Annotated in this window: 13 protein-coding genes and 1 pseudogene; 2 read left to right on the forward strand and 12 right to left on the reverse strand. The window is 71.0% G+C overall.

Translation table 11 applies throughout. The features are described 5' to 3' along the window. Nucleotides 1-255 precede the first annotated feature (255 nt). From smc to AB0N14_RS24670, 3 genes are all read right to left on the reverse strand, one after another. Nucleotides 256-3,819, reverse strand: coding sequence for a chromosome segregation protein SMC (smc, locus tag AB0N14_RS24660; RefSeq protein WP_366027865.1), 3,564 nt, complete (start codon nt 3,817-3,819; stop codon nt 256-258). A 211-nt stretch (nt 3,820-4,030) separates the two neighbouring features. Next, entirely contained in the window at nt 4,031-4,237 is a 207-nt protein-coding gene (locus AB0N14_RS24665) for a hypothetical protein (RefSeq protein WP_200422604.1), read from the reverse strand. Between the two features lie 378 nt (nt 4,238-4,615). After that, the gene (locus AB0N14_RS24670) at nt 4,616-4,897 is read right to left on the reverse strand and encodes an acylphosphatase (protein WP_366027866.1); all 282 of its coding nucleotides are present in this window, start codon (nt 4,895-4,897) and stop codon (nt 4,616-4,618) included. Nucleotides 4,898-5,036: 139 nt separating this feature from the next. Here AB0N14_RS24670 and AB0N14_RS24675 point away from each other — a divergent pair, with 139 nt between their 5' ends. Next, nucleotides 5,037-6,002, forward strand: a complete 966-nt coding sequence (locus AB0N14_RS24675) for a CAP domain-containing protein (protein ID WP_366027867.1) — start codon at nt 5,037-5,039, stop codon at nt 6,000-6,002. Nucleotides 6,003-6,084: 82 nt separating this feature from the next. Here AB0N14_RS24675 and AB0N14_RS24680 read toward each other — a convergent pair whose 3' ends face one another. Further along, on the reverse strand, nt 6,085-6,669 hold the full coding sequence (locus AB0N14_RS24680) for a flavodoxin family protein (RefSeq protein ID WP_366027868.1): 585 nt from the start codon (nt 6,667-6,669) through the stop codon (nt 6,085-6,087). A 136-nt stretch (nt 6,670-6,805) separates the two neighbouring features. Between AB0N14_RS24680 and AB0N14_RS24685 the strand changes: the two genes are divergently transcribed. After that, complete coding sequence (locus tag AB0N14_RS24685; protein ID WP_366027869.1) at nt 6,806-7,207, forward strand: helix-turn-helix domain-containing protein; 402 nt, start codon at nt 6,806-6,808, stop codon at nt 7,205-7,207. On the opposite strand, the gene mutM is transcribed toward AB0N14_RS24685, so the two are convergent. The 8 genes and pseudogenes from mutM to AB0N14_RS24725 all read right to left on the reverse strand — a co-directional run. After that, a complete protein-coding gene (mutM, locus tag AB0N14_RS24690; protein WP_366027870.1) occupies nt 7,180-8,040 on the reverse strand; it encodes a bifunctional DNA-formamidopyrimidine glycosylase/DNA-(apurinic or apyrimidinic site) lyase in 861 nt (286 codons plus the stop codon). The genes AB0N14_RS24685 and mutM overlap by 28 nt on opposite strands. A gap of 394 nt (nt 8,041-8,434) precedes the next feature. After that, complete coding sequence (gene rnc / locus AB0N14_RS24695; protein WP_366027871.1) at nt 8,435-9,262, reverse strand: ribonuclease III; 828 nt, start codon at nt 9,260-9,262, stop codon at nt 8,435-8,437. 19 nt (nt 9,263-9,281) lie between these two features. Further along, nucleotides 9,282-9,455 (reverse strand): 50S ribosomal protein L32, encoded by a 174-nt coding sequence (gene rpmF, locus AB0N14_RS24700; RefSeq protein WP_003951102.1) that lies wholly within the window; start codon nt 9,453-9,455, stop codon nt 9,282-9,284. Nucleotides 9,456-9,457: 2 nt separating this feature from the next. Beyond that, on the reverse strand, nt 9,458-10,102 hold the full coding sequence (locus AB0N14_RS24705; protein ID WP_366027872.1) for a DUF177 domain-containing protein: 645 nt from the start codon (nt 10,100-10,102) through the stop codon (nt 9,458-9,460). A gap of 183 nt (nt 10,103-10,285) precedes the next feature. Beyond that, nucleotides 10,286-11,338 (reverse strand): cell division initiation protein, encoded by a 1,053-nt coding sequence (locus AB0N14_RS24710; RefSeq protein WP_366027873.1) that lies wholly within the window; start codon nt 11,336-11,338, stop codon nt 10,286-10,288. 122 nt (nt 11,339-11,460) lie between these two features. Beyond that, nucleotides 11,461-11,940, reverse strand: coding sequence for a pantetheine-phosphate adenylyltransferase (gene coaD / locus AB0N14_RS24715; protein WP_366027882.1), 480 nt, complete (start codon nt 11,938-11,940; stop codon nt 11,461-11,463). Between the two features lie 26 nt (nt 11,941-11,966). Continuing rightward, nucleotides 11,967-12,554 (reverse strand): 16S rRNA (guanine(966)-N(2))-methyltransferase RsmD, encoded by a 588-nt coding sequence (gene rsmD / locus AB0N14_RS24720; RefSeq protein ID WP_366027874.1) that lies wholly within the window; start codon nt 12,552-12,554, stop codon nt 11,967-11,969. A gap of 518 nt (nt 12,555-13,072) precedes the next feature. After that, nucleotides 13,073-13,342: pseudogene (locus AB0N14_RS24725) on the reverse strand (IS200/IS605 family accessory protein TnpB-related protein); the annotation flags it as partial. Nucleotides 13,343-13,464: the final 122 nt, after the last annotated feature.

Below are 13,464 nucleotides of genomic sequence, written 5' to 3' on the forward strand. Positions count from 1 at the left end.
TACTCCTCGAGCCACCGGCAACGCCGCCGGGGGTGGGTGAAGCCCTCTCGGGTATGACTGGCGTGCAAGTACCCGGGGAGCACTCGTTAACGCCGCTCATATCTGAAGGTAAAAGCAACGTTGCAGAGACTATGTCTTCAAGTTTCGAAGTCAATACCGCGAATCTGTGACGTTTGAGGCATGCAAACGAAAGGTTGCGTTCAAATGTTGAAGATGTGAAGACGTCAGGTGGCGACTGGTGTAGACAGCAGCCGTCTAGCGGAGCCGCTGCGAGATGACTTTGGACACACCGTCGCCCTGCATGGAGACGCCGTACAGCGCGTCGGCGACCTCCATCGTCCGCTTCTGGTGCGTGATCACGATGAGCTGCGAGGTCTCCTGCAGCTCCTGCATGATGCGGATCAGCCGCTGCAGGTTGGTGTCGTCGAGGGCCGCCTCGACCTCGTCCATCACGTAGAACGGGCTGGGCCGGGCCTTGAAGATCGACACCAGCAGGGCGACGGCCGTCAGCGACCGCTCGCCGCCGGAGAGCAAGGAGAGCCGCTTGACCTTCTTGCCCGGGGGTCGCGCCTCGACGTCCACGCCGGTGGTGAGCATGTTGTCCGGGTCGGTCAGGACCAGTCGGCCCTCGCCGCCGGGGAACAGCCGGCTGAAGACGCCCTCGAACTCGCGGGCCGTGTCCCGGTAGGCCTCGGTGAACACCTGCTCGACGCGCTCGTCGACCTCCTTCACCACCTGAAGCAGGTCGGCGCGGGTCTTCTTCAGGTCGTCGAGCTGCTCGCTGAGGAACTTGTGGCGCTCTTCCAGCGCGGCGAACTCCTCCAGGGCGAGCGGGTTGACCTTGCCGAGCTGCTGGTAGGCGCGTTCGGCGGCCTTGAGCCGCTTCTCCTGCTCGGCGCGCACGAACGGACGGGGCTGGTTGCGCGGATGCTCCGGGTCCTCGGGCAGCTGTTCGCCCTCGGCGGGCGGGGACGGCGGTACGAGCTGGTCGGGGCCGTACTCGGTGACCAGGACCGACGGCTCGACGCCCAGCTCCTCCAGCGCCCTGGTCTCCAGCTGCTCTATGCGCAGCCGTTTCTCGGCGCCGAGCACCTCGCCGCGGTGGACGGAGTCGGTGAGCTTGTCCAGCTCGGCCTTGAGGTCGCGGCCGCGCGTGCGGGCCGCCGCCAGCTCCTCCTCCCGGCGTGCCTTGACCGCCTCGGCGGCGGCGCGCTCGGCCTCCGCCCGGCTCAGGGAGACCTCGACATGGGTGAGGAGCTGCCGGGCGCCGGAGGCGACGGCCTCGGCGACGGCCGCCTCGTGGCGCAGCCGGGCCCGCCGCTGCTCGGCACGTGCGCGTGCCTCACGTTCGGCGCGGGCGGCCCGGTCCAGGGAGTCGGCGCGTCCGGCCAGGCCCTTGACGCGTTCCTCGTGGGTGCGGACCTGGAGGCGGGCCTCCATCTCGGTCTGCCGCGCGTTGGCGCCGTCGGCGGCGAGGCGGTCGCGTACGGAGGTGTCGGGCTCCTCCTCGACCGGCATCTCCTCGGCGACGGCGAGCCGCTCGGCGAGCTCCTCGACCTCCTGCAGGGCCTTGTCGAGCGCCTCCTGGGCGCGCGCGGCGGCGGCGACACTGCGCTCGGCCTCCCCGGCGGCCCCGCGCGCCTGCCCGGCGAGCCGGCCCAACTGCTGGGCGACCTGGGACTTCTCGCGCTCGGCCGCCCGCCGCCGCTCCCCCAGCTCCTCGACGAGCTGGGCGCACTCCTTGCGCCGCTCCCCCGCCAGCCGCTGTGCCTCGGCCAGTTCCTCGCACCTCACGGCGAGTTCCTCCAGCTCGGCGGCGGCCTCGTCGACGGAGGCGTGCACCTCGAGCAGGCTCGGCGCCCCGGCGGACCCTCCGTGGGCGAAGTGCGCCCCGAGGAGATCACCCTCGGCGGTGACGGCGGTCAGCTCGGGTCGCGCCCCGACCAGCTCCTCGGCGTCCTCGAGGGTGCCCACGACGACGATGCCGCGCAGCAGCCGGCGTACGGCGGGCATGAGGTCGGCGGGGCCGCGGACGAGATCGGCGGCGAAGGGGTGCCCGTCGGCACCACCGCTGCCGCGCTCGTCCTCCGGCTCCTGAGGCGCCCCCGCCACCAGCAGCGCCGCCCGTCCCCCGTCCTGCTTGCGCAGCAGGCGAAGCGCGTCGGCCGCCGAGGCCGGGTCCGTGACCGCGAGGGCGTCCGCGGCCGTGCCGAAGGCCGCAGCGAGGGCGGCCTCGTGGCCCGGGGCCACCGTCAGCAGTTCCGCGGCCGGGCCGAGCAGGCCCGCCAGGCGGTCCTTGGCGTTCAGCAGGGCGCCGGTGCCGTCCTTGCGGCGCAGGCCCAGGGCCAGGGCCTCGTGCCGGGCCTGGGTGGCGGCGCGCCCTCGTTCGGCCGCCGTGGCCGCCTCGCGTGCGGCCGTGAGGGCGGCCTCCGCCTCGGCGAGCGCGGCCTTGGCCGTCTCGTGCCGCTCGGCGAGGTCCGCGTCGCCCGCGTCAAGCTCGTCGACCTCGGCCTTCAGGGCCTCGTACTCCTCCTGGGCGGCGACGGCGCGCTGCTGTGCCTCGTCGCGCGCGGCGGCCAGCCGGTCGATCTCGGCCTGGGCGGCGGCCGCGCGTGAACGGGCGGCGCCCACCTGCCCGTTCAGTCGGGCGAGCCCTTCGCGCCGGTCCGCGATGGCGCGGGCCACGTCCTTCAGGCGCCGTTCCTCGAGCGCCAGTTCGCGCTCCAGCTCGGCCCGGTGCGCGACCGTGTCCTCCAGCGCGCGCTCGGCGGCCTCCAGGGCGGCCTCGAGTTCGGCCTCCTGCTCGCGGATGCGGGCGGCCTCACGCTCCATGTCCTCGGGGTCGCGTCCGCGCCGCTCCTCCGGCGGCTGGGAGGTGGCGCTCTTGACCCGGGCGTCGGCCAGCGAGGTCGTGCCGCGCACCCGCTCCGCGAGCTGTGACAGCTCGTACCAGGCCTGTTGGGCCCGTTGGAGACGCGGCGTCAGCTGCCGTACCTCGTCCTCCAGGAGCGCCTCACGCTGCAGTGCCCTCTTCAGCTCGGCCTCGGCGGACTCCTTGCGTTCCTTGAGCGCGGCCTCGTCGGCGATCTCGGCCTTGAGGGCCTCCCGGAACCGTACGAGGTCGTCGGCGAGCAGGCGCAGGCGGGCGTCGCGCAGGTCCGCCTGGATCACGGCCGCCCGGCGGGCCACCGCCGCCTGCCGGCCCAGCGGTTTCAGCTGGCGGCGCAGCTCGTCGGTGAGGTCCTGGACGCGGGCGAGGTTCGCCTGCATGGCGTCCAGTTTCCTGAGCGCCTTCTCCTTGCGCTTGCGGTGCTTGAGGACGCCCGCGGCCTCCTCGATGAAGGCGCGGCGGCCCATGGGGTCGGCGTGCAGGACGGAGTCGAGCTGGCCCTGGCCGACGATCACGTGCATCTCGCGGCCGATGCCGGAGTCGGACAGGAGTTCCTGGATGTCCAGGAGGCGGCAGGTGTCGCCGTTGATCTGGTACTCGCTGCCGCCGTTGCGGAACATGATCCGCGTGATGGTGACCTCGGAGTACTCGATCGGGAGGGCACCGTCGGAGTTGTCGATGGTCAGCGACACCTCGGCGCGGCCGAGCGGCGGGCGCCCGGTGGTGCCGGCGAAGATGACGTCCTCCATCTTGCCGCCGCGCAGCGACTTGGCTCCCTGCTCTCCCATGACCCAGCTGAGCGCGTCCACGACATTGGACTTGCCCGAGCCGTTCGGGCCGACGACGCACGTGATACCCGGCTCGAACCGGAGCGTGGTCGCAGAGGCGAACGACTTGAAGCCGCGGAGGGTCAGGGCCTTGAGGTGCACGCCGCTGGACTCTACCGTCCGGCTCTGTCTCACTGCATGAACCCGCGGTTTCACCCCTGAACGGGCAGGGCACACCATCCGTTAAAGACAGCGAAGGGGTGTTCGGGGGCAAGAAAGAAGGGACGCCGAGGGCGTCCCTTGCAATTCTGACAACATCAGCGGTGGGTACGGGCAGCCCGACCACTGCGTGTGCCGTGGCGTGATGCAGTGATCAGGTGAGCGCAGGCTCCGCCTGGTGTGCGTCGACGCTCTCCATGATCCTGTCGTGAGAAGCGGCAGCCGAGGACAGCGCGTCGTTCTCCGCCTGGATCCGTCCGAGCTCGGCTTCGAGTTCCTGGACGCGCTGCTGAAGCCGTCGCATCTCGGCGAGGAGTCGCGGGTCGGAGCCGCCGACGTAACCGAGAAGCGCCTTTGCCATGATGGATGGTCCTCCACAATGAGTGACCGACCGATGCGGTGTGGGTCGTGAGGGATTCGCACCCGCGGTGCCCGGCATGGTGAGTTCTACGCCGTGCTTCCATGCCAAACAGCTAAGGTGCGCGGGGCTTTCAGCGTCTCACCAAAAAGTTTGACGGTCAACACGATCACGCCCTGCGGTGGCGGGCAAACCCGGGGGCGCACGGCCCTGAGCGGGCGGCGCGGCGGCTCCTGCGGGCCCCTGGGGGCGTGGAGATCATCCTTACCCGCGGAGCCTGCCACGGCAAGCGGTTCTTGGCAACCACCAGCACCTTTCCGCTCGGGGCAGATGCCCGTGGCACGTCCCTGCGCTTCTCAGCGGGGTTCTTCGGGCTTCGGCTCAGCGGATCGCGAAGCCGTCGTAGCCGCCGCGGGGCGTGTCCCAAATCTCAGTGACTCCGTCCACACGCCCGGGTGTGTCGTCGCCCCGGAGCCACCCCAGCAGGCGCTCGCACCCCTTCCGGGACCCCTCGGCGACCACCTGGACCCGTCCGTCCTCCAGATTGAGGGCAAAACCACTCAAGTCGCCGATCTCCAGCGCCTTGGCCCGGGTGAACCAGCGGAAACCCACCCCTTGGACACGTCCGCGCACCCACGCGACCAGCCGTGCGTCGTCGTTCATGGGTGCACGCTAACCGGCCAATGTCCCTCCCGGCACATCCGCCCCGTGCGCGATGCGGTACCGTCCCCACCCATAACTCTCACGTGAAACTCACACGATCGTGTGAGTTGCGCCGACCGCAAGACCAGGAAGGCCAGCAATGGGACGCCACCGACGCTCCGCCGCCGGACGCGCCGCCACGGGGGGCCGCGCCAAGAGGGTCACAGAGAGCTACGCCACCCCACCGGAGCGCTACGGCCCGGAGAACCTCTACGGCTTCGCCGCGGTCCTGGAGGCCGAGCGGCGCGCGACACGCTCGCACCGCAGGAAGAACGCCCCGACGCCGGTGCGCACGGGCCTGCTGGGCGTCTCGGCCGCCGTGGCGCTGGGCACCGTGGCGGTCGCCACCGGGGTGCTGCCCGGCGGCAACCACTTCTCGGTGAGCGGTGACTCCGGCGATGTGCAGGCCGGCGGCACCAGCCCGTCGGGCTTCGCCACCCAGCAGGGCGGCACGAGCGGCAGCGCGGACTCCCGCGGGTCCTCGTCCACCAGCCGTGACGCCGACCGCTCGCCCACGCCGGCGGCGACCGCGACCCCCTCCACCCCCTCGGCGTCCTTGGCGGCGCCGACCACCCAGCCCCCGCGGACACCGTCCCCCACCGCGACAGGGAGCACGGCGACGGCCGCGCCGCCGTCCGAGCAGCCCACGAAGAAGCCGGTGACGATCCCGCACCAGAAGGTGACCTCCGAGGCCGCCGCCGAGGCCGAGGTGCTCAAGCTGGTCAACCAGGAGCGGGCCAAGGTGGGCTGCTCCCCGGTGACCCCCAACGGCCCGCTGCGCAAGCTGGCGGAGGCGTTCAGCGAGGACATGGCCGCGCGGAACTTCTTCGACCACACCGACCCCGACGGCAAGGACCCGTGGCAGCGGGCGGCCGGGCTCGGCATAACGGACCTGGGCGGCGAGAACATAGCCCGCGGCCAGGCGACCCCGCAGGACGTCATCGACGCCTGGATGAACAGCCCCGGCCACCGGGCGAACATACTGAACTGCGACTTCACCACCCTGGGCGTCGGCGTGCACTTCGGTTCCGGCGGCCCCTGGTGGACGCAGGACTTCGGCTACTGACGCACTCCTGTACGACCGCAGCCGTACGCGCGTGCCCCCGCCCGGGGCGTCCTGGGCGGGGGCACGGCTGTGTGCGGGCGGCTCAGGCTGCCGCGCGGCCGAGCGTGAAGACGCGTGCCGCCTCCGCGACGCGGCGCCCGAGGTGCCGGGCGGTGGCGATGTCGGCCTTGTGGACGGCCTCCGGGCCCTCGTCGTTGTTGGTCTGGGCGGCGGCACCGGCGAAGACGCCGAGGCGGTTGAGGTCGTGCTCGGAGCCGGTGCTGACGTTCCAGCCGGGGTGCAGACCGAGGTTGACCCAGTTCATGCCGTGCTGCGCGGCCAGGATCTGGAAGAACTGCAGGGTGTGCAGCTTGTCGCCGCTCTTGGACCCGGAGTTGGTGAAGCCGGCGGCCAGCTTGTCCTTCCAGTCCTGCCCGAACCACCGCTTCGAGGACGCCTCGGCGAAGACGTGGAAGGCGCCGGACGCGGTGCCCATGTAGGTCGGCGAGCCGAAGACGATCGCGTCCGAGGCGTCGAGGGTCGCCCACTGCTCGTCGGTGATCTCGTCGACCTTGATCAGGCGGACCTGGGCGCCGGCGTCTGCGGCGCCGTCCCGTACGGCCTCGGCGAGGACGGCGGTGTGGCCGTAGCCGGAGTGGTAGGCGATGGAGACAACAGGGGTGGTCACGGTTCGCTCTCCTCAGAGGTCATGAAACGGCAGCCACGACAAAGGCGCGCAGCTCACCGGTAATGACCAAAGGAAAGCACTAACTTTTGGTTAGTACAACCTGGTGGTTAGCGCTGCGCTCGCGTACGCTTGGAGCATGAACGGCACCCAGGAGCGTGCGGAGGAACAGGACCTCGCCTACAACGTGTTCGCCAAGGCATGCCCCTCGCGCGGGACGCTGGAGCACGTCACGGGCCGCTGGGGCGGACTCACGCTCGGCGCGCTGTACGAGGGCTCGATGCGCTTCAACGAGCTGCGCCGCCGGGTCGACGGCGTGAGCGAGAAGATGCTGTCCCAGACCCTGCACGCGCTCGAGCGCGACGGGCTGGTGCACCGCGAGGCCCAGCCGACCAACCCGCCGCGGGTGGACTACGAACTGACCCCCCTCGGCCGCGAGGTCGCCGAGCGCCTGCTGGCCCTCATCCACTGCGTGGAGGGCCGTATGGACGACGTCCTGGCGGCCCGAGGGCGTTACGACGAGACGCGCGGCGCTCTCTGACAGCTCGGGCAGAAGTAGCTGGAGCGGTTCATCCAGGGGCGGCGGCGCAGGGGCGTGGTGCAGCGCCGGCAGGGCTCGCCCTCGCGGCTGTAGGCGTCCAGCGACCGGTCGAAGTAACCCGACTCCCCGTTGACGTTGACGTAGAGGCTGTCGAAGCTGGTCCCGCCGACGGCGAGCGCCGCGTTCATCACGTCCCTGATGTGACCGAGGAGTTCCGCGGTACGGGGGCGCGTGAAGCCGGCGGTGGGGCGCTCGAAGTGGATGCGGGAGCGCCACAGCGCCTCGTCCGCGTAGATGTTGCCGACGCCGCTGATCAGCGACTGGTCGAGCAGGGCCCGCTTGATGGTGGTGCGCTTGCGCCGCAGTGCCTGGTGGAAGGCCTCGTCGTCGAAGAGCGGGTCGAGCGGGTCGCGGGCGATGTGCGCGATGACGTCGGGCAGCCCGTCGGGGGCGGTCTCGTGCAGTGAGAGGCCGCCGAAGGTGCGCTGGTCGACGAAGCGCAGCTCGGTGGCGAGGGCGTCGTCGAAGCTGACCCGGATCCTGAGGTGCTTCTCGTCCGGCGCCCGGTGCGGCTGGACGAGGAGCTGACCGCTCATGCCGAGGTGGGCGAGGATCGCCGTGCCCGTGGTCTCGACCGGGATCCAGAGGTACTTCCCGCGGCGGCTGGGGGTGCCTGTGCGCTGCCCCTTCAGCCGGTGCGCGAAGTCGTCCCCGCCGGCCAGGTGACGGCGGACGGACCGCGGGTGCAGCACCTCCACCTCGGCGACCGTCCGGTGGGCCACCCAGCGCTCCAGCCCGCGCCGCACGACTTCGACCTCGGGCAACTCGGGCACGGACTCCTCCGAAGGGGTGAACAGGGGGCGACGTCCGCAGCGTACCTCTTGGTCAGGAACGGGTGACGCCCGTCCGGAACGGCGGGACGAAGCGCGCCGACAGCCGCTGCGTACCGGCACGGCGGGACGAAGCGCGCCGCCAGCCGCTGCGTACCGGCACGGAAGGACCGGCGCGGCGCGCACAGGAGCGGACGCGGGCCGCACCGCTCGCCCGGCGGGGTATCGGCGGGGTATCGCCTCAGCGCTCCTGGCGCGACGTAGCGGACGTCGTCGAAGCGTCTCTACGGGCGTTCGAGCCGTCTTCGGGCGTCTCAGCACGCCTCCCGCCCGGGTCGTTCCATGAAACGGCCCCTGCCCCGGCACAGGTGCCGGGGCAGGGGCGGTGATGAAGGAATCAGGCCGTGGCCGTGTCGCTGGCCGGGGCCGTGGCGGCGGTCTCGGTGGTCCCGTCGGGGGCCCCCGCCTCGGCCGCCGCCTTGGCGCGCTCGTCCGCGGCGGCGCGGATGGAGCGCCAGGCCGACTCCGCGGCCTGCTGCTCCGCCTCCTTCTTGCTGCGGCCGGTGCCGGTGCCGTACGAGACGCCTCCGACGCGGGCGGCAGCAGTAAAGGTCTTCTCGTGGTCCGGGCCGGTCTCCGTGACCAGGTACTCGGGAACGCCGAGCCCCTCGGTCGCGGTCAGCTCCTGGAGGCTGGTCTTCCAGTCCAGGCCGGCGCCGAGATTCGAGGACTTCTCGATCAGCGGGTCGAACAGGCGGTGCACCAGCTCCGCCGCCGATTCCAGCCCCTGGTCGAGATAGACAGCACCGATCACCGCTTCGAGGGTGTCGGCGAGGATGGACGCCTTGTCCCGGCCGCCCGTGCCCTCCTCGCCCCGGCCGAGCCGGATGAAGGAGCCGAGGTCGAGCCCGCGGCCCACCTCCGCCAGCGCACGCGAGTTGACCACCGCGGCCCGCAGCTTGGCCAGCTGGCCTTCGGGCAGGTCGGGGTGGGTGCGGTACAGCGTGTCGGTGACGACGAGGCCGAGCACGGAGTCCCCGAGGAACTCCAGGCGCTCGTTCGTCGGCAGACCGCCGTTCTCGTACGCGTAGGAGCGGTGGGTCAGCGCACGCACCAGAAGGGCGGACTCGACCTTGTAGCCGAGCCGCCCTTCCAGAAGCGTGTGGGACGAGGCTGTGTTGTCCGCCTTTTTCCTGGCGTTTGGGTCCGCCGTGGCGTCAGACATCAGACCTCTCACCAGCCGCTCAGACCTCGAGGACCTGGCGCTTGTTGTAGGTGCCGCACGACGGGCACGCGATGTGCTGCTGCTTGGGCTCGTGGCAGCGCTCGCACGCGACCAGGGTGGGGACCGCAGCCTTCCACTGCGACCGGCGGTGGCGCGTGTTGCTGCGCGACATCTTCCGCTTCGGAACAGCCACGGCTACTTCTCCTGCTTCTCGTCGACGCCCGCTTCGGCGCCGCTCGTCTCGTCCTTGTCGCCACTCTGGAGTGAGTCGGCGAATCCCTGCAGTGCCGCCCAACGGATGTCGGCGGCGTCGTGGTGGTGGTCCGGGTCGTCCGCGAGCCGCGCCCCGCACTCGGAGCACAGGCCCGGACAGTCTTCCTGGCACACCGGCTGCATCGGCAGTGCGAGCACCACCGCATCGCGCAGCAGAGGTTCGAGGTCGAAGAGTCCGTCCTCGAGGAAGAACCTGTCCTCGTCGTCCTCGGCGTCGTCGCCCGGTTCCGCGATCACACGGCCCCGGTCGTCGGCGTCAGGGTACGAGAACAGTTCCTGGAAGTCCGCTTCGAGCTCCAGCTCGACCGGCTCCAGACACCTTACGCACTCCCCCTCGGCCCTGGCACGGGCGGTGCCCGTGACGAGCACCCCTTCCATGACCGACTCCATGCGGAGTTCGAGCTCCACCGGCGCGCCTTCCGGCACTCCGATGACCCCGCGGATACCGAAGTCCTTCGGGGCGTCGACCGTGCGGGTCAGGCGCTGCAGCGCACCAGGCCGCCGACCCAGCTCGTGCGTGTCGAACACGAGGGGGTTGCGGTGGTCGAGGCGGGCGTTCAGGGCCATTCCTGCTTTCGGTCTTCGAAGCTCAGGGGACGCTGCCCTCCGGCGTTCCCGGGCAGCGGCGATCGCGGACGTCTACGAAACAACGTGTGCATACGCGCGACCGAAGAGCCAGGATACTGGACCTTCCGCTCTCGGCCCAATCCGGTCCGCCCGAAGGGGGCCGGGACGCGTACGCCGAAGCCCTCAATGACCGCCGCGTTCCTGTTCGTAGGCCCGCAGCTGCTCGGCGCTGATCATGCTGGTGTCGAAGAGGCTGGTCTCGTCGAGGGCGCCTGTCCCGCCGTATCCCTGCTGGCTCTGGCCCTGGTCGTACGCGGCCTGCTGGTGCTGGTCGTAGGCCCCGGCCTGGGGGTAGGCGGCGTACGGGTCGGCCTGCTGGTATCCGTAGGCGTCCTGCTGGGCGTACGTCTGCTGGTAACCGTACTGGTCGGGCTGCTGGTAGCCGTACGGGTCCTGCGCCTGCGCATAGGCCGGCTCCGTCTGCTGGGCCGGGATCGCGGGCGCCGGGTCCGGGGTGTCGGCGAGGGCCGCGAGGTCGGCGAGGTAGTCGGCGTCGCTGGTGTGCTGGACGGTGGTGGTGTCGCCGGCCAGCGCGCCGAGGTCGTCGGTGGCGATCCGGCCGTGCAGCTTCTGGCGGCCCTTGCCGACGGCCTCCAGGGTCTTGGCGAGGACGGCCTCGAAGGCGCCGAGCTTGGCGTCCACATACGTGTCGGCGTCGCGGCGCAGGGTCTCCGGGTCGTGGCTGCGCTCGGGGGCGTCCTCGTCCTCGTAGCCGTTCTCGTCGAGGCCGGGACCGGTGCCGAGGAGCTTCTCGCGGCCGCGGCCGACCGAGCCGAGCGTCTTGGTGAGGACGACCTCGAAGTTGGCGAGCTTGGAGTCGACGTAGTCGTCGGCCTCGGCGCGGATCTCCTCGGCCTCCTGGCGGGCCGCGGCGAGGATCCGGTCGGCCTCGGCCTGGGAGCGGCGGGCTACCTCGGTGTCGGAGATCAGGGAGCCGCGCTGGGCGTGCGCGCTCTCGATGATCCGCTCGGCCTCCTGGCGGGCCCGTTCCACCATCTGTTCCCGGTCGCCGATCAGCTCCTGGGCCTCGGCCAGGGAGTCTGGCAGCGCCCGGCGCACCTCTTCGAGCATCGCGAGCAACTGGGCGCGGTTGACCACGCACGACGCCGACATGGGCATGGACCGGGCGCTGGAGACCACCGCGACGATCTCGTCGAGCTTCTTCTGCACGTCCACCGTGTGCTCGCCACTCTCTACGGATGTGTTGGAGACGGACGGATCGACTGTACGGCCACTGCCGCACCACCCGACACCGGATGACGGGGTGTCAGGTTCTCGGGGGTCCCGTCGGGGACCGCTCAGTCCTTCTTCAGGCGCTGGTCGAGGGCTTCGAGGACGATCGGGGGCACCAGGTGCGAGACGTCCCCGCCCCAGGCCGCGACTTCCTTGACGAGCGAGGAGGACAGGAAGCTGTAGGTGGGGTTGGTGGGGACGAAGAGGGTCTCGACACCGGAGAGGCCGTTGTTCATCTGGGCCATCTGCAGCTCATAGTCGAAGTCGCTGACGGCGCGCAGGCCCTTGACGATGGCGGGGATGTCGCGCTGCTTGCAGAAGTCGACGAGGAGGCCGTGGAAGGACTCCACCGTGACGTTCCCGAACTCGGCGGTGACCTGGCGGATCAGGTCGATCCGCTCGTCGATCTCGAACAGGCCCTTCTTGGCCTTGTTGATCATCACCGCCACGTACACCTCGTCGTACAGCTTGGAGGCGCGGGCGATGATGTCGAGGTGTCCGTTGGTGATCGGGTCGAACGACCCGGGACAGACGGCGCGGCGCACTTGTGATCCCTCGCTCTCCGGTCCGGTCATCGTGCGTCTTCGCACGTAGAGGCGGCGCGACCGTACCAAAACGTGCCCTCGCCGTAGCGACGGGCCCGGATCGCGTCGAAGCCGTCCGGCCACCGGAATTCCCCGCCTCTGGTGCTGCGCTCCACGGTGACGAGGGCTTCGGCCGCGAGCCAGCCCCCCGAACGGAGTGTGAGCAGAATCTCGCGAAGATCGTCGTCGGACACGGCGTACGGGGGGTCGAGGAAGACGATGTCGTACGGGTCCGCCGGCGCCGATGTCCGGATGATCTGTTCCGCTTTGCCCGCTCTGACTTCGGCGCCGGGCAGGCCGAGCGCCCTGACGTTCTCACGGACGGTGCGGGCGGCGCGGGCGTCGGCCTCCACGAGGAGGGTGTGGCCGGCCCCGCGGGACAGGGCCTCCAGGCCGACGGCGCCGGAGCCGGCGTACAGGTCGAGGACCCGTTCGCCGTCCAGCGGGCCGCCGAGGAGGGCCTGCCAGCTCGAGAAGAGGCCCTCGCGCGCCCGGTCGGAGGTGGGGCGGGTCCCGTGCCCGGGCGGAACGGCGAGTCGGCGCCCGCCGGCGCGACCGGCGATCACGCGGGTCATCTCTTCGGTCCTTGTCGGTCTTGTCGGTCTGCGTGCGGTGACGTCTTCAGTCTCTCAGCCATGTCCGGCCCGGAGCACGCCCGCCCCGGGAGCAAGGGAGTCGGGAACTGCTGCTGTTTGACAGCACTTGGACGCGTTCTGGCGTGCATGAGTGAGCATCTCGGCCACGTTGTGCGCGGGCCTGGGTGGGGAACGGGAGTTCTTGCATCGAATGCGTGACCTTCGCCGGGTGGTGTTCGTTGGGTGTGGTGAGGGGTTCTTGGGCACCGGGCAGGGGGTGGGGGGATGGGCGGGCTGCGCCAGGTGGCGGCTTCGTTCGTGGTGCCCGGCCCGTCCGGGGTGGCCATCCGGTGCAGCCTGAAGGGGCTGACCGCACAGGACGGGAAGGTCCTGCGCCTGGTCGGTGACCTGCTCTCTTCCCTGGCCTCCCGGGATCTGAAGGCCCGCTGCGCGGCCGGGCTCGACCATGACAGCGAGCGGTGGGCGCAGCGCAAGCGTGCCCTGACCGTGGAGTCATGCCAGGGCTCGTACTCAGCCGTGTGCCCCGAACGGTTGTGGGCCCACTGGTCGCCCGCTTTCGCTCCGCAGCCGGCGCCGGCGGATCGTGTCCGTGGTCCGGGAATGCGGGGGCGGGTTCCCTCACGCCCGAGGACAGCCGGTGCGGCCTGGACGGTCCGATGCCCCGGACGATCACTCCGGTCGTGTGGGGGCGGTGCCGTCCGTCGCCGGATCCGGTGTCCCAGGGCGCGCCTTCCGATCGCCACGGCGGCAGCCTGGTGGCGGGTGGTCTAACAGGACTCACCCCCGCTCAGTCTCTAGTGCCGCAACAGGCAACGTTCGCCCCGTCGCGACGCCCGGCACTCCCCCAAGCTCTCGGCTTCGCTCGAGCAGGGGGGACCCCCACCCCCAA

This window comes from Streptomyces sp. NPDC051104, from assembly GCF_040682835.1.
Taxonomy (GTDB): Bacteria; Actinomycetota; Actinomycetes; order Streptomycetales; family Streptomycetaceae; genus Streptomyces; species Streptomyces cynarae.

Excerpts from the sequence above, each read along its gene's own strand:
- AB0N14_RS24665 (WP_200422604.1), bottom strand. The coding sequence starts at position 4,237 with ATGGCAAAGGCGCTTCTCGGTTACGTCGGCGGCTCCGACCCGCGACTC.
- AB0N14_RS24670 (WP_366027866.1), bottom strand. The coding sequence starts at position 4,897 with ATGAACGACGACGCACGGCTGGTCGCGTGGGTGCGCGGACGTGTCCAA.
- AB0N14_RS24675 (WP_366027867.1), top strand. The coding sequence starts at position 5,037 with ATGGGACGCCACCGACGCTCCGCCGCCGGACGCGCCGCCACGGGGGGC.
- AB0N14_RS24685 (WP_366027869.1), top strand. The coding sequence starts at position 6,806 with ATGAACGGCACCCAGGAGCGTGCGGAGGAACAGGACCTCGCCTACAAC.
- rnc (WP_366027871.1), bottom strand. The coding sequence starts at position 9,262 with ATGTCTGACGCCACGGCGGACCCAAACGCCAGGAAAAAGGCGGACAAC.
- AB0N14_RS24705 (WP_366027872.1), bottom strand. The coding sequence starts at position 10,102 with ATGGCCCTGAACGCCCGCCTCGACCACCGCAACCCCCTCGTGTTCGAC.
- rsmD (WP_366027874.1), bottom strand. The coding sequence starts at position 12,554 with ATGACCCGCGTGATCGCCGGTCGCGCCGGCGGGCGCCGACTCGCCGTT.